Genomic DNA, 17,615 nt, shown 5'->3' on the forward strand with positions numbered 1-17,615 from the left:
GTGGTGTGACGATCACTCGCGTGCCCACGCTAGCCGCCGCGACCACGATCGAATCGACGGCCAAATGGGGGGTCTTGCCCACCGTCCCACCACGTGGCACAGCCCTGCCCTGATCTCGTTCGGAGGCCTCGACGGGGTCGCGGTAACCTTGGCCACCACCTTGAGCCTTGCAATCCACCAGGAGGATCCGTGTCGCCAGGGCAGATCGCCGCGCTGGTCGCCGCCGGCGCGTTCGTGCTGCTTGTGCTCCTGCTGGCGATCCCGTTGATCAAGCTGGGCCGGACGCTGGACGAGGCCACCATCGCCATCCGCAAGGCGCACCAGAACAGCGACCCGCTCTTCACCGGCGCGAACACGACGATCACGCACGTGAACGCGCAGTTGGAGCGGGTGGACGGGATCACCGCCAACGCCCGCGCGGTCACCGGCAACGTCTCCGCGCTCACCTCGCTGTTCACCGCGACGCTGGGCGGGCCGCTGGTCAAGGCCGCGGCGCTGTCCTACGGCGTCAGCAAGGCCATCCGCGCCCGGCGCGCGGTCAAGGAAGCTCCCAGCAAGCACACTCGACGCAGGGGCAGGCGATGAGGCGGTTCTTCTGGTTCGGCCTCGGCATCGCCGCGGGCGTGTTCGCCACCCGCAAGGCGGGCCAGGCCGCGCACGCCGCCACGCCCGCCGGCATCGGCGAGAACGTCGGCCAGGGCCTGCGCGAGCTCGCCGGCGCCATCGGCTCGTTCGGTGCCGAGGTGCGCGCGGGAATGTCGGAGCGCGAACAGGAGTTGCAGGACACCGTGGAACGTCAGACGGGCTTCACGCCGGGTCGGCGAGCGCGCAGGGCGAACGACGCCAGGTAGGCCGTTCGTTCGCCTCGTCGCGCCCAGGCCTGATCGTCGTCGCCGCCGACGCGATCTTCCACACTCCCGAAGGACGAGACCCGTGCAGACCCACGAGATCATCAAGCGCTTCCGCGAGCACTTCGAGAACGCCGGCCACAAGTACGTGCCCAGCGCCTCGCTCCTGCTCGACGACCCGAACCTGCTGTTCGTCAACGCCGGCATGGTGCCGTTCAAGCCGTACTTCCTCGGCGAGGCCCCGCCGCCCGCCCCGCGGATGACCAGCATCCAGAAGTGCGTGCGCACGCCCGACATCGACGAGGTCGGCAAGACCACCCGGCACAACACGTTCTTCCAGATGGCCGGCAACTTCTCCTTCGGCGACTACTTCAAGGAAGACGCCATCCGGCTGGCCTGGGACCTGGTCACCAAGCCGGTCGCCGACGGCGGCTACGGCCTGGACCCCGAGCGCATCTGGGTGACCGTCTACCTGGACGACGACGAGGCCGCCGGCCTGTGGCAGAAGGTCGCCGGGCTGCCGCCGGAGCGCATCCAGCGCCGCGACATCGAGGACAACTACTGGTCGATGGGCGTGCCCGGCCCGTGCGGCCCCTGCTCGGAGATCTACTACGACCGCGGCCCGGCCTTCGGCGAGGAGGGCGGCCCGGTCGTCGACGAGGACCGGTACCTGGAGATCTGGAACCTCGTCTTCATGCAGAACGTCCGCGGCGAGGGCGGCGCCAAGAGGGACTACCCGATCCTGGGCGAGCTGCCGGACAAGAACATCGACACCGGCATGGGCGTCGAGCGCGTCGCCATGCTGCTGCAGGACGTCGACAACGTCTACGAGACCGACCTGGTCCGCACCGTCATCACCAAGGCCGAGCAGCTCTCCGGCCGCAAGTACGGCGCCGACGAGACCGACGACGTGCGGTTCCGCGTCATCGCCGACCACGCCCGCAGCGGCGTGCTGCTGGTCGGCGACGGCGTCACGCCCGGCAACGAGGCCCGCGGCTACGTGCTGCGCCGGCTGCTGCGCCGCATCGTCCGCTCGGCCCGCCTGCTGGGCGTGACCGAGCCGGTGCTGGTGCGGTTCGCCGAGGTCGTGCGCGACGCCATGGGCCCGTCCTACCCCGAGCTGGTCTCCGGCTTCGCCCGCATCCAGCAGGTCCTCAAGGCCGAGGAGGACACCTTCCTGCGCACGCTGGACGCCGGGTCGCGGATCTTCGAGACGGCCGCCGGGCAGGTCAAGGCCGACGGCCGCGCCACCCTGCCGGGTGACAAGGCCTTCCAGTTGCACGACACCTACGGCTTCCCGTTCGACCTCACCCTGGAGATGGCCGCCGAGGCCGGCCTCACCGTGGACGAGGACGGGTTCCGCAAGCTGATGGCCGAGCAGCGCGCCCGCGCCAAGGCCGACGCCGCCGGCAAGAAGACCGGCCACGGCGACCAGAGCGTGTACCGGGAGCTGCTGGAGCTCGGCGCCACCGAGTTCACCGGCTACACCGAGCTGGCCAGCGAGGCCACCCTGCGCGGCATCGTCAGCGGCGGCAAGCGCGTCCGCTCCGCCAAGGAGGGCGACATCGTCGAGGTCGTGCTCGACCGCACGCCGCTGTACGCCGAGTCCGGCGGCCAGGAGAGCGACGCCGGCACGATCGTCACGGCCAACGCCGAGCTGGAGGTCGTGGACGTCCAGAAGGTGGCCCGCAAGCTGTGGGTGCACCAGGTGCGCGTGGTCAGCGGCGAGGTCGCCGAGGGCGAGCACGTCGAGGCCAGGGTCGACCCGGAGTGGCGCGTCGGCGCCCGCCAGGGCCACTCCGGCACGCACGTCGTGCACGCCGCCCTGCGCCAGGTGCTCGGCCCGTCCGCCCTGCAGAGCGGGTCGTACAACAAGCCGGGCTACCTGCGGCTGGACTTCGCCTGGACGGGTGGTCTTTCCGACGAGGCCCGCAGCGAGATCGAAGAGGTCTCCAACCTGGCCGTCCGCAAGGACCTGCCGGTGAAGGTCGTCTACACCGACATGGGCGGCGCCCAGGAGATGGGCGCGGTCGCCCTGTTCGGCGAGACCTACGACGAGACCGTGCGCGTGGTCGAGATCGGCGGGCCGTGGTCGCGCGAGCTGTGCGGTGGCACGCACGTCGAGCACTCGTCCCAGATCGGCCCGATCACGGTGATCGGCGAGTCGTCCGTCGGCTCCGGCGTGCGCCGCCTGGAGGCCTACGTCGGCATCGAGGCCTTCAAGTACCTGGCCCGGGAGCGGGCCCTGGTGCAGAACGTCGCCGCCCTGCTCAAGGTGCCCGACGCCGAGGTGCCCGCCCGGGTCGAGGCCCTGGTCGAGCGGCTGCGGGTGGCCGAGAAGGAGCTGGAGAAGGTCAAGGCCGCCCAGCTCGTCGCCGACGCCGGGTCCCTGGCCGAGCAGGCCCTGGACGTGCGCGGGGTGTCCTTGGTGGCCCTGCGGCTGCCGGAGGGCACGTCGGGTGCCGACGTCCGGACCATCGCGGGCGAGGTGCGCAACCGGCTCGGCGCCAAGCCGGGTGTGGTCGGCCTGTTCGCCCCGGACGGCGACAAGGTCAGCTTCGTGGTGGCCACCACGGCCGCCGCCCGCGACCTGGGCCTGGCCGCCGGCAAGCTGGTGCCGGCCTTCGCCCCGGCCGTGGGTGGCCGTGGCGGCGGCAAGCCGGACCTCGCCCAGGGTGGCGGCACGAACCCGGCCGGTGTCGACGACGCCGTCGCCGCCCTGCGCGCCGAGGTGGACCGCGCCGTTGAGCAGCGCTGACCGCCCCGGCGTCGACGACCCCGGCCTCGGCCGGAGGCTGGGCGTCGACGTCGGCGCGGTGCGCGTCGGGGTGGCGTTGAGCGATCCCGGCGCGTTCCTGGCGACGCCACTGGTTACCCTGGCGCGTGACGTGAAGACCGGACAGGACCTGCGCGACCTGGCCGGCCTGGTCACCGAGCACGACGTGGTCGAGGTCGTGGTCGGCCTGCCCCGCACGCTGGCCGGCAAGCACGGGCCGGCGGCGGAGACCGCCGCGGCGTACGCTGCGGCGTTGGCCGAGCGCGTCGCACCGGTTCCGGTGCGGCTCACCGATGAGCGGCTGACCACCGTCACGGCGAGCCGGGTGCTCGCCGAGCGCGGGGTGCGCGGCAAGAAGCAGCGCGCCGTGGTCGACCAGGCTGCCGCGGTCGAGATCCTGCAGTCCTGGCTGGACGCACGGGCGCGACAAGTGGCTCGCTCCGCCGCGGAGCGGGCCCCCGGAGCGAAGGACGGCTCGTGAACGACGACCTCGGGTTGTTCACCGATCCCGAAACCCGCGAAGAGCGGGCGGCACGTGGCAGGAGTGACGCCGCGGCCCGCCGGGCCAAGCGCAGGCGCAAGCGCACGATCCTGTGGGTCGTGGTGGCGCTGGTGCTGACCGGCGGTGGTGTCGGCGCGTACTACGGGTACCGCACGCTGAGCGGCATCGGCTCCTACGACGACTTCGCCGGCGCGGGTGAGGCGGACGTGGTGGTCGAGGTCAAGGACGGCGACCTGGTCACCACCATCGCGACCACGCTGAAGGACCAGGGCGTGGTGGCGAGCTCGCGGGCGTTCACCGAGGCGGGCGCGAACGACGCCCGGGTCACCGCCATCCAGCCCGGGTTCTACCTGATGAAGACCAAGATGTCGGGCGAGGCCGCGGTGGCGCGGATGGTCGACCCGGCGTCGAAGGTCGTGCCGCTGGAGGTCAAGGGCGGCTACGTGCTGCACGACATCACCGCGCCCGACGGCAAGGTCACCCCGGGCGTGCTGTCGCGGCTGTCCGAGGCGTCGTGCGTGGAGCTGGGCGGCGCGAAGCAGTGCGTGTCGCCGCAGGAGCTGCGGGACGCGGCGGAGAACACCGACCCGGCCGCGCTCGGCATCCCCGACTGGGCCGCTCCGGACGTCGCCGCCGCGCCGAAGGAGAACCGGCTCGAAGGTCTGATCGTGCCGGGCCTGTACCACCTCAAGCCGGGCGCGAACGCGGTCGAGCTGCTCAGCAGCGTGATCGCCACGTCGCTGGGCCGGTTGCAGGGCTACGGCATCCCCAGCGGAGCGGGCAAGACGGGCTTCCGCCCGTACGAGGTGCTGGTCATCGCGTCCCTGATCGAGAAGGAAGGCCTGACCAAGGACTTCGGCAAGATCTCGCGGGTGATCTACAGCCGGCTCGCCACGCCGCAGAAGCTGGAGCTGGACTCGACGGTCAACTACAAGCTGGACCGGCCGATCATCACCACCAGCGACGAGGACCGCGAGAAGTCCGGGCCGTACAACACCTACCAGGTGCAGGGTCTGCCGCCGACGCCGATCGGCTCGCCCGGCCGGGAGGCGATCACCGCCGCGATCACGCCCGAGGACGGGCCGTGGATGTACTTCGTGAAGTGCCAGAAGGACGGCACGTCGTGCTTCACGAACACCTACGACGAGCACCGGGCCGTGTCGAAGAAGGCACAAGAGGAAGGCGTCTTCTGATCGTGGCGCGCCGTGCGGCGGTCATCGGCTCGCCGGTGGCCCACTCGTTGTCCCCGGTGCTGCACAACGCCGCGTTCGCGGCACTGGGCCTGTCGGACTGGGAGTACACGCGGGTCGAGTGCGCGGCCGACGGGGTGCCGTCGCTGGTCGCGGGGCTGGACGCGGCGTGGGCGGGGCTGTCGGTGACCATGCCGAACAAGCGTGCCGCGCTGGCCGCGGCGACCTCCGCGACGCGGCGGGCCGGGCAGGTGGGGGCCGCGAACACGCTGGTGCCGGTCGACGGCGGGTGGCGTGCGGACAACACCGACGTGGACGGCGTCCTGGGCGCGCTGCGCGCGTCGTGCGGCTTCACGTCCGGCACGCGCGCGGTCCTGCTGGGCGCGGGCGGCACGGCGACCGCGGCCCTGGTGGCGCTCGCGTCGGTCGGGGTGCGCGCGGTCTCGCTGGTGGTCCGTTCGGCGAGCCGTGCGGCGGAGGCGGAGTCGTGCGCGTCGCGCCTCGGCCTGGCCCTCGACGTGGTCACCTGGGACACCGCGGACTTCGCCGCGCTGGCCTCGTCGTCGGACGTGCTGATCAGCACCGTGCCGCCGGACGCGACCGGGCCGATCGCCACCGCGCTGGCCGGGGCACCGTGCGTGCTGGACGTCATCTACCACCCGTGGCCGACGCCGCTGGCGGAGGCGGTGACCGCCCGCGGTCGCACCCTGGCCACCGGCCTGGACATGCTCCTGCACCAGGCGTTCGGCCAGTCCGAGCAGTTCACCGGCCTCCCCGCCCCGCGCGAGGCGATGCGCGCCGCTCTCCGCACCGCCACCGACAACATCCTCCCGCTGCCGATCTAGCCGTCAGTCGACGCGGGCTTCCTCGATGCGGCCGAGGACCTCGCGCACGGTCTCCTCGGGGCCTGCCGGGTGGTGTCGAGCCACAGCCCGCGGCCTGCCCTCGCGCCCCGAGTGTCGAACGCTCACGTCCCGAGTGTCGAACGCTCACGCCCTGAGTGTCCTACGTTCAGGACCCCTGGATTCAACGCTCGGAACGCCGCCGGGCCCTGCCCGCGAACGCGCGAGCAGGGCCCAGCGGTGCGTGCTGAGGGGATCAGCCCTCGTCGAGGTCGGTGGCGATGATCTCCGCGATCGCCTCCAGCGCGGCGTCCGCGCCGTCGCCGTCCGCGGCCAGCACGACCTCGTCGCCGTGCATCGCGCCGAGCGTCATCAGACCCAGCACGCTCGCCGCCTCGACCGGTTGGCCGTCGTCCTTGCGGATGGTGACCTTCACCGGCTGCCCGGCCGCCGCCTTCGCCAGCAGTGCGGCAGGCCGCGCGTGCAGTCCGACCTTGCTCGCCACGGTGACCCGTCGCTCAGGCATGACCCGTCCTCTCGTTCCTGTGCTCGCCGGGTCAGGACGCGGTGGCGTCCGACCGGCCTTCCCTGCCACCCTTGGCGGTCTTGGCGGTCTGCTCGCCGTCGACGACGCTCGGGTCGGCTTCCGGGTCCTCGTCCTCGTTGCGGCCCGGCGTCCTCAGGTTCCACTTGGTGATGACGAAGCGGAACAGGAAGTAGTAGATGGCCGCGTAGATCACGCCCAGCACCAGGATGAGCAGCGGCTTGGTCGAGATGTTGAAGTTGAGGGCGTAGTCGATGGCGCCCGCGGAGAACCCGAACCCGCTGTGGATGTCCAACGCGTTGCTGATGGCCAGCGACGTGCCGGTGAGCACCGCGTGGATCACGTACAGCGGCCACGCCACGAACATGAACGCGAACTCCAGCGGTTCGGTCACACCCGTGATGAACGCGGTCAGCGCCGCCGAGCCCATGATGCCCGCGATGACCTTCTTCTGCGCCGGCCGCGCGGTGTGCACGATGGCCAGCGCCGCCGCCGGGAGCGCGAACATGAAGATCGGGAAGAAGCCGGTCATGAACGTGCCCGCGGACGGGTCGCCCGCGAAGAACCGCTGGATGTCACCGGTCTTGCCCTCGTACTCGCCGAACACCTGCCACATGAACGTGTTCGGGATGTGGTGCAGGCCCAGCGGGAGCAGCAGGCGGTTGATGGTGCCGTAGATGCCCGCGCCGATGATCGTGCTGCCGGAGATCGCCTCGCCCACCGACGTCAGGCCGGCGTCGAACCACGGGTAGATCAGGCCCATGACGACCGCGACCGGGATCATCACGCCCGCGACCAGGATCGGCACGAACCGCCGGCCGCCGAAGAAGGCCAGGTAGGCGGGCAGCTTGATGCGGTGGTACCTCTGCCACAGCACCGCGGTGATCAAGCCGACCACGATGCCGGTCAGCACCGAGTAGTTGATCAGCTCCTGCTTGGCGTCCGCCGCCGCGTCCTCCGGCAGCGGCAGGACGAGCGGCGACATCGCCTTGAACACCGCCTCGGTCACCACGAAGCCGACCACGGCGGCCAGCGCGGTGGAACCGTCGCCGCGCCTGGCGAAGCCGATCGCGACACCGACGGCGAACAGCAGCGGCAGGTTGGCGAACAGGGCGTTGCCCGCCCCGCCGATGACGCCGGCCACGGCGTTCCAACCCAGCCCGTCCTTGCCGAGGATGTCGTCCTGGCCGAGTCGCAGCAGGAGCGCGGCTACGGGCAGCGCGGCGATCGGCAGCATGAGGCTGCGACCGAAGCGCTGGAGCCCGGCCAGGCCCTTGATCTCACGACCGCCGGTCGCCTGTGGGGCGCTGGCGCTCATGGGGTACCTCCCTTGGCGGAGTGGTGCGGGCCGGATTCCGGGACGGTCCGGTCCAGTTGCATGGTCACCTGGTAGAGATCGCCCCGGTACCAGGACGTCATGTCCTCGACGGGCCTGCTTCGTGAGCTGGAGACCCGGCGGAAGACGAGCAGCGGGCTGCCGGTGCGGATGCCCAGCAGCTTCGCGGTGTCGGGGTCGGCGCCTTCGGCCCACACGGTCTGGGCCGCGTGGTCGAGCTGGACCCCGTAGGTGTCGGCGATGAGGGTGTAGAGCGAGGCCGTGAGGTCGTGCCGGTCGAGGTCGGGCACGACCCGCGGGTTGTACCAGCCGCGTTCGACGGCCAGCGGCACGCCGTCCGCCAGCCGGACGCGGACCAGGCGGCACGCCGGTTCGGGCGGCAGCAGGCCGAGCGCGGCGGCGGCTTCGGGCGACGGCGTCTCCTCGCGGCACGCCACCACCTCGGTCGCGGGGGTCATGCCGCGACGGCGCATGTCGTCGGTGAACGACTCCAGGTACAGCTGCACGTCCATGCGCCGCCGGGCGGTGAACGTGCCCCGGCCCTTCGCCCTGGTGAGCAGGCCCTCGGCGACGAGCTGGCCGACGGCGGCGCGTACTGTGATGCGGGACACACCGTACTGCTGGGCGAGGTCGCGCTCGGACGGGATCGGCGAGCCGGGCGGGAGCTCCTGCTCGGCCATGCGCCGCAGGATGTCGCGGAGCTGGGCGTGCTTGGGCTTCGGCCCGTCGACGATCTCGTTGCGGCTCATGACACCTCCCCGGTGCTCGCGTGTCCACACCGGGATTGGTACTTTCCGGTCTAGACCAGTTGGTGCGGGGAGGATGCTCCGCGCGCCGACCGGGTGTCAACCGCCGTTACGGGACCGTGCCCGAGCGGTGGCACCCTCAGGCCAGGTGTCGAGAGAGGACTTCAAGTGGCGGACGACAAGGCGGAGCGGATCCTCGCCGCGCTCGGCGGTGCGGACAACATCGTGGAGATCGAGCCCTGCATCACGCGCCTGCGCTGTGAGCTGGAAGACGGTTCCCTGGTGGACGAGAAGGCTCTGAAGGGCCTGGGGGCGCACGGCGTGATGCGGGCGGGCAACGTCGTGCAGGTGGTCGTGGGACCGGAGGCCGACACGATCGCCAGCGACATCGAGGACCTCCTGTGACGCTGCGCGTGATCAGCCCGGTCGGCGGTCGCGTGGTGCCGCTGGCCGAGGTGCCGGACCCGGTGTTCGCGCAGGCCATGGTCGGTCCGGGGGTCGCGGTCGAGCCCGACCGGGGGCGCGCGGAGGTCGTGTCGCCGGTGGACGGGACCGTGGTGACGCTGCACCCGCACGCGTTCGTCGTGGCCACTCCGGAGGGCGCGGCGGTGTTGGTGCACCTCGGGATCGACACGGTGAAGCGCAAGGGCGAGGGCTTCACGCTGCACGTGGTCAAGGGCGAGGCGGTGCGCGCGGGGCAGCCCGTGGTGACGTGGGACCCGGCCGAGGTGGAGGCGGCGGGGTTCGCGCCGATCTGCCCGGTGATCGCGTTGGACGCGACGCCCGAGGCGGTGCTCGACCAGGCCGGTGGTCCGGTCGCGGCGGGTGACGCGTTGTTCTCCTGGCAGCGCTGAGCTCCGGCGGACGAGCGCGGGTGAATGGACCATTCACCCGCGCTTCTCGTTGCGCCCCCGGCGATCCCGGGACGACGCTGGTCCCATGGTCATCTCGGGATTCCTGGCCGGCGCCGCGGGCGCCGGGTTGTTGCGCCGCCTGCCCCGCGGTGCGGACGTGCACTGGCTGTGGTGCGCCGCGCCGACGGCGGTGTTGTGGTTCGTCGCCTGGGCGCTGGCACCACCGTCCTGGCTGCCCGTGCCGCTGCTCGTGGCGTGGCTCGGCGTGCTGCTGACCGCGACCGACCTGCGCCACCGCCGCCTGCCGGACGCGGTGACGCTGCCCGCGTACCCGGCGGTCGGCGTCACGTTGTGGTTGTGCGACGCCGACCTCGGGCGCGCGCTGGCCGGTGGTGCGGTGTTCGCCGGCTTCCACCTGCTGGTCCGGGTGGTGGCGCCGTCGGCGATGGGCGGGGGAGACGTGAAGCTGGCGGGTCCGCTGGGCGCGGTGCTGGCCTCGGTCTCCTGGATGGCCCTTCCTCTCGCCGCCGTGCTGGCGAGCGCGGTGACGCTCGTGCTGGGCCTGTGGTGGCGTGACGGTGGCTTGCCGCACGGGCCGGGTCTGCTGGCGGTGACGTGGGTGGTCGCGGTGTCAGCCGGGTGAGGGTGCGTCCTCGCGCTTGCGGGCCAGCACGACGATCGGACCGATGATCGCCAGACCGACGCCGCCGAACCCGCCGACCACCATGCCGAGCGTGTTCACCGTGGGCCCGTTCGTGCGGTGGAAGGTGGTGGCCTTCTTGCCGCTGCGGGTCCGGTCGGCGGTCATCTCGGCGCCCTCGTCCGCGGGCGACAGGCTGTTCGCGAAGCTGGCGAACCGGTGGCGGCCGCCGTCGGGCGTGACCACGGTCGCTTCACACGACCAGGTGGCGCCGAGGACGAGCCAGTTGCGCGAGCACGTGACGCCCTGGGCGCGTCCGTCGACCTCCCGGCTCCCGTCGCCCGAGTACGGCTCGCTCTCCCGGCCGACGCTGAACACGACGAAGCTGAAGAAGGCGCAGTAGGCGCCGACCAGGAACAAGCCGAGGGCCCGCAGGCGGCGGGAGCGCTTACCGCGGGCGGTCATGCTCGTTCCACTTCTGGTCGTCGTCGGCGAGGAACTGCTTGTTCAGCTCCTTCGCGCCTTCCTTGACGGGGGCGACGAGGTCGCCGGGCGTGGGCATGAGGTGGCCGATGTCACGGCTGGCGACGGCCCGGACCCAGTTCTGGCCGTCCAGGATGCCGCCGCCGGTGCGGCTGTCCACCCGGTCGCCGGCCCGCTGCACGCCGTTGCCGGGATCGGGCATGTCGGCGCTGCGCGTGCTCAGCGGCGGTTGGCCGAGCCGGGCGTACAGGTCCTCGACCTTCTGCTTGCGCGCCGACCCGCCCTGCTTGACGCGGTCGGCCCAGTCGCCGACGCGCTGGTTGGTGTTCGCGGCCCAGTCGTCGGCCCGGCGGGTGGCGTTGTCGAGCGAGTCCCGCCCGCGCGTGGCCGTGTCGGCGAGGCGGTCGCCCGCCGAGTCGAGGCCGTCCGCCCGGGACGTCCGCGTGGTCGACCGGTGCAGCAGGTCGGCGGCGGTCTGGTTGCCGTGCGGGGTGTTGGGCGCCTGCCGCGCCAGCGCCGCCAGGTCGTCGGACTGCTTGCGCATCGCCGCGCCCGCGCGCTTGGCCAGCGCGGAGAGCTTGTCCAGCGCGCCGAACAGCTTCTTCAGGAACTGGGCGACCTTGCCGCCGATCTGCACGGCCTTGGTGATCGCGCGGGTGATGAACGCCGCGATCGACGCGCCCGCGGAAGGCACCGCGGCGGCCGCCGCCGGGATGCCCCACGCGATCAGGGTGCCCGCCAGGTCGGCGAGCAGGTCGCGGATCAGCGTCCGGGTCGCTGCGACCAGCGCCGCCGCGACCTTGATCTTGTTCGCGGCCGACTCGGCGGCCTCGGCCGAGTTCGCCAGGCCGGTGATCAGGTCGCCCGCCCGCTGCTTGTAGGCGTCGGCGGCGGGCCCGGTCCACCCGGCGAGCTTGGTCAGGTCGGCCTGCTGCGCCTCCTGGACCTCCTTGAGCCGCGTGCCGATGTTGGTCCACGTGTTCGCGGCGGCCTCGATGGCGGCCGGGTCGCCCGCGAGGTCGTCGAACGGCTTGCGCACGAACTCGACGTTCTCGATGATCCAGCCGACCACCGAGGACGCGAGCGTGCCCAGCGGGTCGGCGACCGCCCCCGCGATGTCCATCGCCATCGCGGCCGAGTCGATGCCCAGCGCGACCGGGTCGATCGACTTGCCCTCCTGGAACGGCAGCGCGATGTCGCGGACGAGGTCCTCGGCCGTGTCGAACGGACCGGCGCCGGTCAGGACCTTGGTGTCCTTCTGGGGCTTGGCGATCAGCTCGTTGGTCACGCGTGGATCCCCTCGAACCCGGTGGCGTTGCCGCCGTCGACGTCGCGGTAGGTGGCGGCGGTCGCCTTGAGCGCGACGCCGGTGGTCTCCACCGCACCCGGCAGCTTGGCGACGAGGTCCTGCGCCTGCTGCAACTCGTCGTCGAACACGAACGTGTACACCTGGCAGATCAGCCCCATCACGTCGGCGCCGAGCTTGGTGTGGGAGGCGGAGACGGCCTCCTGGAGGTCGGCCGCGAGCTGGTCGGACAGCAGCTTGCCGTGCGCCTCGACCGCGTCGGCCCTGGTTTCGAAACCGCTCATCGCAGGAACGTGCCGCCTTCGAAGTCGTCGTCGTCGCGGCTCGCCGGGCGCTTCGCCGTCGGCGGCTCGACCGGGGGCGCGCCCGGGTCGATCACCGCGATGCCCTGTTCGACCTGTTCACGCAGGTAGCGCATGCTCTCGCCGTCACCGAGCAGCGGGCGCACCGACTCCTCGATCTTGCGCGCGGCGTCGACCTGGGCGCGCCGGATCGTGTCCAGGATCGTGCGGCCGAGCGTGGTGTGGCCGAGGTCCATCGCCTTCGGGGTGAGCTGGAGGGACTCGATCCGGCCGCCCGAGGCGACGGACACCACGACCGCCCCGTCGGGGCTGCGCGCCTCGGCGCGGGACTCGCGGAAGGCGCCCTGGATCGCGTCGGCCTTGCGCTGCGCCTCCTGGAGCTGCTGTTCGAAGCGTTCGACGTACTGGTGCGGGTCGGTCATGGTTCCCTACGTGGGTCGGTCGAGAAACGCGGCCATCGTGGCACGAACCCACGACCGCGCACGGCGAAAGGCGGAAATGAACCGACCACCCATCACGCCCGGGATGAGGGCGAGGGCGCGCACCACCCCGAACGCCTGGCTGCACGTGGTCGACCCGGACCACCGGGTCTCCACCGCCGTCCCTCCCGCCGAGGCGGTGATCGGGCGCTACCTGGTGGACCACCGCGGCGAGATCACCGACCAGTACGTCCCCAACCCCCGCTACCGCCCTGCCCCACCACCACCGGCTCACCCGGCCACACGCCCGCCAGTCGCGGCCGGCGCCCCGCCCCGGGTGCCCGCGCCGCCCGCCGCCGCACCCGGAGCCACCGCGCGGGCGGCGGACCGGTCGGCTGCGGACCGGTCGGCGGCGGACGTCGAACCGGCCAACGAGTTGGAAGCCGTGCTGCGGCTCGTCCACCAGGGAGAGCTGGGCCGGAACGACCTGCTGGCGGCCGTGTTGGCGGCGGAGCTCGTGCTGCCGGCGGATCCCGCCCGGCCGTCCCGCGGCCACCTCGTGACGCGTGGCGCGGTGGTCGACGCGTTCGCTTCACCGAAGGCGCTGCCGGGTGACTGGCCGCCGCGCTGGCACCTGTTCACGGGGGTGGAGCTCGCGGTGGTGTTCGACCGGCTCGGGGAGCCGCTGCGGCTGAACCTGGGCGATTCGGCGGGGCTGTCCTGGGAAATCACCTCGGACGCCCTCGTCACGGCGTTGCGCGGCACGGTCGGGACCGGCTGAGCGTCCATCTGGCGGGACACGTCCGAAGCGCGCTGACCTGGACGTCCGGCCCTCATCCGCATTGTGGAAGGATCGCTGTCGTGCTGCGCTGGATCACCGCTGGGGAGTCCCATGGACCGGCCCTCGTCGCCGTGCTGGAAGGCATGGTCGCCGGGGTCGAGGTCACCACTGCCGACCTGACCGCTCAACTCGAGCGCCGCCGGCTCGGCTTCGGCCGCAGCCCGCGCATGGGGTTCGAGGCCGACGAGGTCGAGATCCTCGGCGGTGTCCGCCACGGGCTCACCCAGGGCGGCCCGATCGCGGTCCGGATCGGCAACACCGAGTGGCCCAAGTGGCAGAAGGTGATGTCCGCCGACCCGGTCGACCCGTCCGAGCTCAAGCCGACCGGTCGCAACGAGGCGCTGACCAGGCCCCGCCCCGGTCACGCCGACCTGCCCGGCATGCAGAAGTTCGGCTTCGACGAGGCGCGCCCGGTGCTGGAACGCGCCAGCGCCCGCGAGACCGCCGCCCGCACCGCCCTCGGCACGGTCGCGCGCCACTTCCTCAAGCAGGTCTTCGACGTCGACGTGGTCAGCCACGTCGTCTCCATCGGCAAGGCCAGGACGCCCGCCGACGCGCCCGTGCCCGGCCCGGACGACCTGGCCGCCGTCGACGCCAGCCCGGTCCGCGCCTTCGACCCGCGCGGCACGGAGGCGATGGTCGCCGAGGTCGAGGCGGTGAAGGAGGCCGGTGACACGGTCGGCGGCGTGATCGAGGTCATCGCCTACGGCCTGCCGCCGGGTGTCGGCTCGCACGTCCACTGGGACCGCCGCCTCGACGCGCGGCTGGCCGGCGCGCTGATGGGCGTGCAGGCGATGAAGGGCGTGGAGATCGGCGACGGCTTCACCACTGCCGAGCGGTGGGGCAGCCAGGCGCACGACGAGATCGACCGCGGCACGGGCGTGAAGGGCGTCACGCGGCGCTCCAACCGGGCGGGTGGCCTGGAGGGCGGCATCACCAACGGCGAGCCGCTGCGCGTCCGCGTCGCCATGAAGCCGATCTCGACCGTGCCCCGCGCACTGTCCACTGTGGACGTCCGAACGGGAGGGCCCGCGGTCGCGATCCACCAGCGCTCGGACGTGTGCGCGGTCCCGCGCGCGGGCGTGGTGCTGGAGTCCGTGGTGGCGCTGGTGCTCGCGGAGACGGCGCTGGAGAAGTTCGGCGGCGACTCGATCGCCGAGACCAAGCGCAACGTCGCCGCCTACCTGGAGGCGCTGGAAGCCCGCTGGGAGGGCCTGTGACGCCGAAGTTCGTCGTCCTCGGGCCGCCCGGGGCCGGCAAGACGACGGTCGGGTTGCTGCTCGCCGAACGCCTCGGCGTCGCCTTCCGCGACACCGACGACGACATCGTGGCCGCCGCGGGCAAGCCGATCTCCGACATCTTCACCGACGACGGCGAGCCCGCGTTCCGCGCGATGGAGGAGGAAGCCGTCGCCGAAGGCCTCAAGGGCCACGACGGCGTGCTCGCGCTGGGCGGCGGCGCGGTGCTGTCCGCGACCACCCGCGCCCGGCTCGCCGACCACACCGTGGTCTTCCTCAACGTCGGCACGGCCGAGGGCGTGCGGCGCACCGGCCTGTCCACCGCGCGGCCGCTGCTGGCGGGCGTGAACCCGCGCGCCACGTTCAAGTCCCTGTTGGACGCGCGCCTGCCGCTGTACCGGGAAGTCGCCACGATCGAGGTGCTCACCGACGACCTCACCCCGGAGCAGGTGGTCGACGAGGTGCTCCGCCCGACGGGACCGGCGCAAGGGACCTGAGTGGACCTGACCGGGGCACAGGTCCTCGCGCACCGCGCCGCGGCGCAGGGGCTGCACGGCGACGACCCCGACGCGGTGCTGCCGCTGGGCGTGGTGGACAGCCCGCCCAAGACGGGCGCGGCGGCCTTGGGCGTGCGCGGCCGCCGCGACGGCGTCGAGGACCTGGTCCGGGTGCTGAGCCTGCGCGGCGCGCCGCACCTGCACCGCCGCGACGACCTGCCCGCGCTGCGCCGGCAGCTCCGGCCGCGCACCCCGCGGCACCTGGCCGCGTGGTGCGGCGCGCACCCCGTGCCCGACCTGGAGCACGTGGACCTGGTCGTCGACCTCCTGCACCGCGAGTTCCCCGGCGAGACGGCCACCAAGGGCGAGCTGTCCGCGGCGATCAGCCCGCTGCTGCCGCCCGTCGTCACCCCGCACTGCCCGACCTGCCGCACCGGGCACGTCATCGAGAACGTGTTCCGCCTCGCCACCCTCCTCGCGGGCATCGAGCTGGCGCACCTCGGCCCGAAGCTCGTCTTCCGCCGCCCGACCGCGAAACCGGACGTCGAGGAGCCCGGCGAGCCGACCCTGCTGCGCGACTACGCGCGGCTGGTCGGCCCGTTCGCCAAGGCCGACGCGGAGAAGTGGCTCGGCGCGGGCCCGCCGGGCACGTGGCCCGAGCTGCGGCCGGTCCGGGTGGACGGCAAGCGGCTGCTCGCCGCCGACGACCTGGCTGCCGAGGACGTCGCCGAGGCGCCGGACCCGCCCGCCGGCCTGCTGCTGTTCCCGCGAGACCCCTACCTGCTCGGCCCGCGGCACCTGGTCGCCGACCCGGACGTGGCCAAGCGGGTGTGGCGGCCCGTCGGCGGCCCCGGCGCGCTCGTGCTCCACGGCCGCGTCACGGGCGCGTGGCGGCACGAGTTCCGGGGCCGCACGGTGACCTTCCAGGTCACGGGCTGGTCGAAGGTCAAGGGCGCGGCGCGGCGCGCGATCAAGGACCAGGCCGACGTGCTGGCCGGGGTGTGGGGCGGGAACGCCCTGGGAGCGGACGTGGTCGAATGGTGACCCGACGAGGGGAGTGGTGATGGGCGAGCCGGTGCGGATCCGCGTGGCCGCGGAACGACCGTACGACGTGGTGGTGGGCCGCGGCCTGCTGGGCGACCTGGTCGAGACCCTGAAGGGCACGGCCAAGGCGGCGATCGTCCACACGCCCACGCTGGCCGAGACCGCCGAGGCGGTGCGCGGCGAGCTGGAGGCCGCCGGGATCGACGCGCACCGCGTCGAGGTGCCCGACGCCGAGGACGGCAAGGACCTGCGGGTCGCCGGGTACTGCTGGGACGTGTTCGGGCGCATCGGCCTGGGCCGCACCGACGCCGTGATCGGCCTGGGCGGCGGCGCGGTGACCGACCTGGCGGGCTTCGTGGCCTCCACCTGGATGCGCGGGGTGAAGCTGGTCCACGTGCCGACCACGCTGCTGGGCATGGTGGACGCCGCGGTCGGCGGCAAGACCGGCATCAACACCGACGCGGGCAAGAACCTGGTCGGCACGTTCTACGAGCCGAGCGCCGTGCTGGTCGACCTGGCCACGCTGGAGACGCTGCCGCGCAACGAGCTGGTCGCGGGCATGGCCGAGGTGGTCAAGGGCGGCTTCATCGCCGACCCGGTGATCCTCGACCTGATCGAGGCCGACCCGCAGGCCGCGCTGGACCCGTCCGGCGACGTGATCGAGGAGCTGGTCCGGCGCAAGATCCAGGTCAAGGCCGACGTGGTGTCGACCGACCTGCGCGAGTCGGACCTGCGGGAGATCCTGAACTACGGCCACACCCTCGCCCACGCCATCGAGCGCCGCGAGCGCTACCGCTGGCGGCACGGCGCGGCGGTGAGCGTCGGCCTGGTCTTCGCCGCCGAACTGGCCCGCCTCGCGGGCCGGCTGGACGACGTGACCGCCGACCGCCACCGCGCGATCCTGTCCTCGCTCGGCCTGCCGACCGGCTACGACCCGGACGCGCTCGGCCAGCTCCTGGAGGGCATGAAGACCGACAAGAAGACCCGCTCGGGCGTGCTGCGGTTCGTGGTGCTCGACGGCCTGGCCAAGCCCGGCCGGCTGGAGGGCCCGGACCCGGCGCTCATCGCGGCGGCGTACTCCGCGGTCGCGAACGAGCCGAAGTCGGGCGGCAGCGTCCTGCTGTGACGGCGGCCCGGGTCCGGTCCGGCTCGATGTGACACGGGGCCCTCGCGGGCACCCCGGGCAGGCCGAAGCCCTGTCACGTCG

22 protein-coding genes are annotated in these 17,615 nt (G+C 72.8%); 14 read left to right on the forward strand and 8 right to left on the reverse strand.

All coding sequences use genetic code 11. The features are described 5' to 3' along the window. Positions 1-189: 189 nt before the first annotated feature. The 6 genes from FHX81_RS32595 (at position 190) to FHX81_RS32620 (ending at position 6,161) form a co-directional block, all read left to right on the forward strand. Positions 190-585 carry a DUF948 domain-containing protein gene (locus tag FHX81_RS32595; protein ID WP_141982377.1) on the forward strand — a complete coding sequence of 132 codons (396 nt, stop codon included), beginning with the start codon at positions 190-192 and terminating at the stop codon, positions 583-585. Continuing rightward, positions 582-851, forward strand: a complete 270-nt coding sequence (locus tag FHX81_RS32600; RefSeq protein WP_141982378.1) for a hypothetical protein — start codon at positions 582-584, stop codon at positions 849-851. The genes FHX81_RS32595 and FHX81_RS32600 overlap by 4 nt, the downstream gene beginning before the upstream one ends. Before the next feature lie 82 nt (positions 852-933). Beyond that, entirely contained in the window at positions 934-3,606 is a 2,673-nt protein-coding gene (alaS, locus tag FHX81_RS32605) for an alanine--tRNA ligase (protein ID WP_141982379.1), read from the forward strand. Beyond that, the gene (gene ruvX / locus FHX81_RS32610) at positions 3,593-4,105 is read left to right on the forward strand and encodes a Holliday junction resolvase RuvX (protein ID WP_141982380.1); all 513 of its coding nucleotides are present in this window, start codon (positions 3,593-3,595) and stop codon (positions 4,103-4,105) included. Before alaS ends, ruvX begins: the two co-directional genes overlap by 14 nt. Continuing rightward, positions 4,102-5,319 (forward strand): endolytic transglycosylase MltG, encoded by a 1,218-nt coding sequence (gene mltG / locus FHX81_RS32615; RefSeq protein WP_141982381.1) that lies wholly within the window; start codon positions 4,102-4,104, stop codon positions 5,317-5,319. The genes ruvX and mltG overlap by 4 nt, the downstream gene beginning before the upstream one ends. Then, positions 5,319-6,161, forward strand: coding sequence for a shikimate dehydrogenase (locus FHX81_RS32620; RefSeq protein ID WP_141984258.1), 843 nt, complete (start codon positions 5,319-5,321; stop codon positions 6,159-6,161). The genes mltG and FHX81_RS32620 overlap by 1 nt, the downstream gene beginning before the upstream one ends. Before the next feature lie 3 nt (positions 6,162-6,164). Here FHX81_RS32620 and FHX81_RS42685 read toward each other — a convergent pair whose 3' ends face one another. The 4 genes from FHX81_RS42685 to FHX81_RS32635 form a co-directional block, all read right to left on the reverse strand. Beyond that, a complete protein-coding gene (locus tag FHX81_RS42685; RefSeq protein WP_281291759.1) occupies positions 6,165-6,287 on the reverse strand; it encodes a hypothetical protein in 123 nt (40 codons plus the stop codon). A gap of 127 nt (positions 6,288-6,414) precedes the next feature. After that, positions 6,415-6,684 carry an HPr family phosphocarrier protein gene (locus FHX81_RS32625; protein ID WP_123746552.1) on the reverse strand — a complete coding sequence of 90 codons (270 nt, stop codon included), beginning with the start codon at positions 6,682-6,684 and terminating at the stop codon, positions 6,415-6,417. Between the two features lie 31 nt (positions 6,685-6,715). Next, positions 6,716-8,020: a PTS transporter subunit EIIC gene (locus FHX81_RS32630; protein WP_141982382.1), complete on the reverse strand. Its 1,305-nt coding sequence runs from the start codon at positions 8,018-8,020 to the stop codon at positions 6,716-6,718. Beyond that, positions 8,017-8,787, reverse strand: coding sequence for a GntR family transcriptional regulator (locus FHX81_RS32635; protein WP_141982383.1), 771 nt, complete (start codon positions 8,785-8,787; stop codon positions 8,017-8,019). Before FHX81_RS32635 ends, FHX81_RS32630 begins: the two co-directional genes overlap by 4 nt. Before the next feature lie 165 nt (positions 8,788-8,952). Here FHX81_RS32635 and FHX81_RS32640 point away from each other — a divergent pair, with 165 nt between their 5' ends. The 3 genes from FHX81_RS32640 to FHX81_RS32650 all read left to right on the forward strand — a co-directional run bounded on the left by FHX81_RS32640 (position 8,953) and on the right by FHX81_RS32650 (position 10,281). Continuing rightward, a complete protein-coding gene (locus FHX81_RS32640) occupies positions 8,953-9,189 on the forward strand; it encodes a PTS sugar transporter subunit IIB (RefSeq protein ID WP_033427848.1) in 237 nt (78 codons plus the stop codon). Next, a complete protein-coding gene (locus FHX81_RS32645) occupies positions 9,186-9,638 on the forward strand; it encodes a PTS sugar transporter subunit IIA (protein WP_141982384.1) in 453 nt (150 codons plus the stop codon). The genes FHX81_RS32640 and FHX81_RS32645 overlap by 4 nt, the downstream gene beginning before the upstream one ends. Positions 9,639-9,723: 85 nt before the next feature. Beyond that, the gene (locus FHX81_RS32650; protein ID WP_141982385.1) at positions 9,724-10,281 is read left to right on the forward strand and encodes a prepilin peptidase; all 558 of its coding nucleotides are present in this window, start codon (positions 9,724-9,726) and stop codon (positions 10,279-10,281) included. Here FHX81_RS32650 and FHX81_RS32655 read toward each other — a convergent pair. The 4 genes from FHX81_RS32655 to FHX81_RS32670 are packed head-to-tail and all read right to left on the reverse strand — an operon-like array spanning position 10,270 to position 12,791. Then, entirely contained in the window at positions 10,270-10,743 is a 474-nt protein-coding gene (locus tag FHX81_RS32655) for a DUF6346 domain-containing protein (protein ID WP_141982386.1), read from the reverse strand. The two genes, FHX81_RS32650 and FHX81_RS32655, sit on opposite strands and share 12 nt — an antisense overlap. Next, positions 10,727-12,049: a WXG100 family type VII secretion target gene (locus FHX81_RS32660; protein WP_141982387.1), complete on the reverse strand. Its 1,323-nt coding sequence runs from the start codon at positions 12,047-12,049 to the stop codon at positions 10,727-10,729. Before FHX81_RS32660 ends, FHX81_RS32655 begins: the two co-directional genes overlap by 17 nt. Continuing rightward, complete coding sequence (locus FHX81_RS32665; RefSeq protein ID WP_141982388.1) at positions 12,046-12,351, reverse strand: hypothetical protein; 306 nt, start codon at positions 12,349-12,351, stop codon at positions 12,046-12,048. Before FHX81_RS32665 ends, FHX81_RS32660 begins: the two co-directional genes overlap by 4 nt. Beyond that, positions 12,348-12,791, reverse strand: coding sequence for a YbaB/EbfC family nucleoid-associated protein (locus tag FHX81_RS32670; RefSeq protein ID WP_141982389.1), 444 nt, complete (start codon positions 12,789-12,791; stop codon positions 12,348-12,350). The genes FHX81_RS32665 and FHX81_RS32670 overlap by 4 nt, the downstream gene beginning before the upstream one ends. A 103-nt stretch (positions 12,792-12,894) precedes the next feature. Between FHX81_RS32670 and FHX81_RS32675 the strand changes: the two genes are divergently transcribed. The 5 genes from FHX81_RS32675 (at position 12,895) to aroB (ending at position 17,534) form a co-directional block, all read left to right on the forward strand. Then, the gene (locus tag FHX81_RS32675) at positions 12,895-13,569 is read left to right on the forward strand and encodes a hypothetical protein (RefSeq protein WP_141982390.1); all 675 of its coding nucleotides are present in this window, start codon (positions 12,895-12,897) and stop codon (positions 13,567-13,569) included. Between the two features lie 80 nt (positions 13,570-13,649). Then, the gene (gene aroC / locus FHX81_RS32680; protein WP_141982391.1) at positions 13,650-14,849 is read left to right on the forward strand and encodes a chorismate synthase; all 1,200 of its coding nucleotides are present in this window, start codon (positions 13,650-13,652) and stop codon (positions 14,847-14,849) included. Next, on the forward strand, positions 14,846-15,364 hold the full coding sequence (locus FHX81_RS32685; RefSeq protein ID WP_141982392.1) for a shikimate kinase: 519 nt from the start codon (positions 14,846-14,848) through the stop codon (positions 15,362-15,364). The genes aroC and FHX81_RS32685 overlap by 4 nt, the downstream gene beginning before the upstream one ends. After that, on the forward strand, positions 15,365-16,408 hold the full coding sequence (locus FHX81_RS32690; RefSeq protein ID WP_141982393.1) for a DNA glycosylase AlkZ-like family protein: 1,044 nt from the start codon (positions 15,365-15,367) through the stop codon (positions 16,406-16,408). Between the two features lie 19 nt (positions 16,409-16,427). Then, entirely contained in the window at positions 16,428-17,534 is a 1,107-nt protein-coding gene (gene aroB / locus FHX81_RS32695; RefSeq protein WP_141982394.1) for a 3-dehydroquinate synthase, read from the forward strand. The last annotated feature ends 81 nt before the right edge of the window (positions 17,535-17,615 follow it).

The sequence above is a fragment of the Saccharothrix saharensis genome (genome assembly GCF_006716745.1).
Taxonomy (GTDB): domain Bacteria; phylum Actinomycetota; class Actinomycetes; order Mycobacteriales; family Pseudonocardiaceae; genus Actinosynnema; species Actinosynnema saharense.

Excerpts from the sequence above, each read along its gene's own strand:
- FHX81_RS32600 (WP_141982378.1), top strand. The coding sequence starts at position 582 with ATGAGGCGGTTCTTCTGGTTCGGCCTCGGCATCGCCGCGGGCGTGTTC.
- FHX81_RS32625 (WP_123746552.1), bottom strand. The coding sequence starts at position 6,684 with ATGCCTGAGCGACGGGTCACCGTGGCGAGCAAGGTCGGACTGCACGCG.
- FHX81_RS32630 (WP_141982382.1), bottom strand. The coding sequence starts at position 8,020 with ATGAGCGCCAGCGCCCCACAGGCGACCGGCGGTCGTGAGATCAAGGGC.
- FHX81_RS32635 (WP_141982383.1), bottom strand. The coding sequence starts at position 8,787 with ATGAGCCGCAACGAGATCGTCGACGGGCCGAAGCCCAAGCACGCCCAG.
- FHX81_RS32650 (WP_141982385.1), top strand. The coding sequence starts at position 9,724 with ATGGTCATCTCGGGATTCCTGGCCGGCGCCGCGGGCGCCGGGTTGTTG.
- FHX81_RS32655 (WP_141982386.1), bottom strand. The coding sequence starts at position 10,743 with ATGACCGCCCGCGGTAAGCGCTCCCGCCGCCTGCGGGCCCTCGGCTTG.
- FHX81_RS32665 (WP_141982388.1), bottom strand. The coding sequence starts at position 12,351 with ATGAGCGGTTTCGAAACCAGGGCCGACGCGGTCGAGGCGCACGGCAAG.
- FHX81_RS32670 (WP_141982389.1), bottom strand. The coding sequence starts at position 12,791 with ATGACCGACCCGCACCAGTACGTCGAACGCTTCGAACAGCAGCTCCAG.
- FHX81_RS32675 (WP_141982390.1), top strand. The coding sequence starts at position 12,895 with ATGAGGGCGAGGGCGCGCACCACCCCGAACGCCTGGCTGCACGTGGTC.
- aroB (WP_141982394.1), top strand. The coding sequence starts at position 16,428 with ATGGGCGAGCCGGTGCGGATCCGCGTGGCCGCGGAACGACCGTACGAC.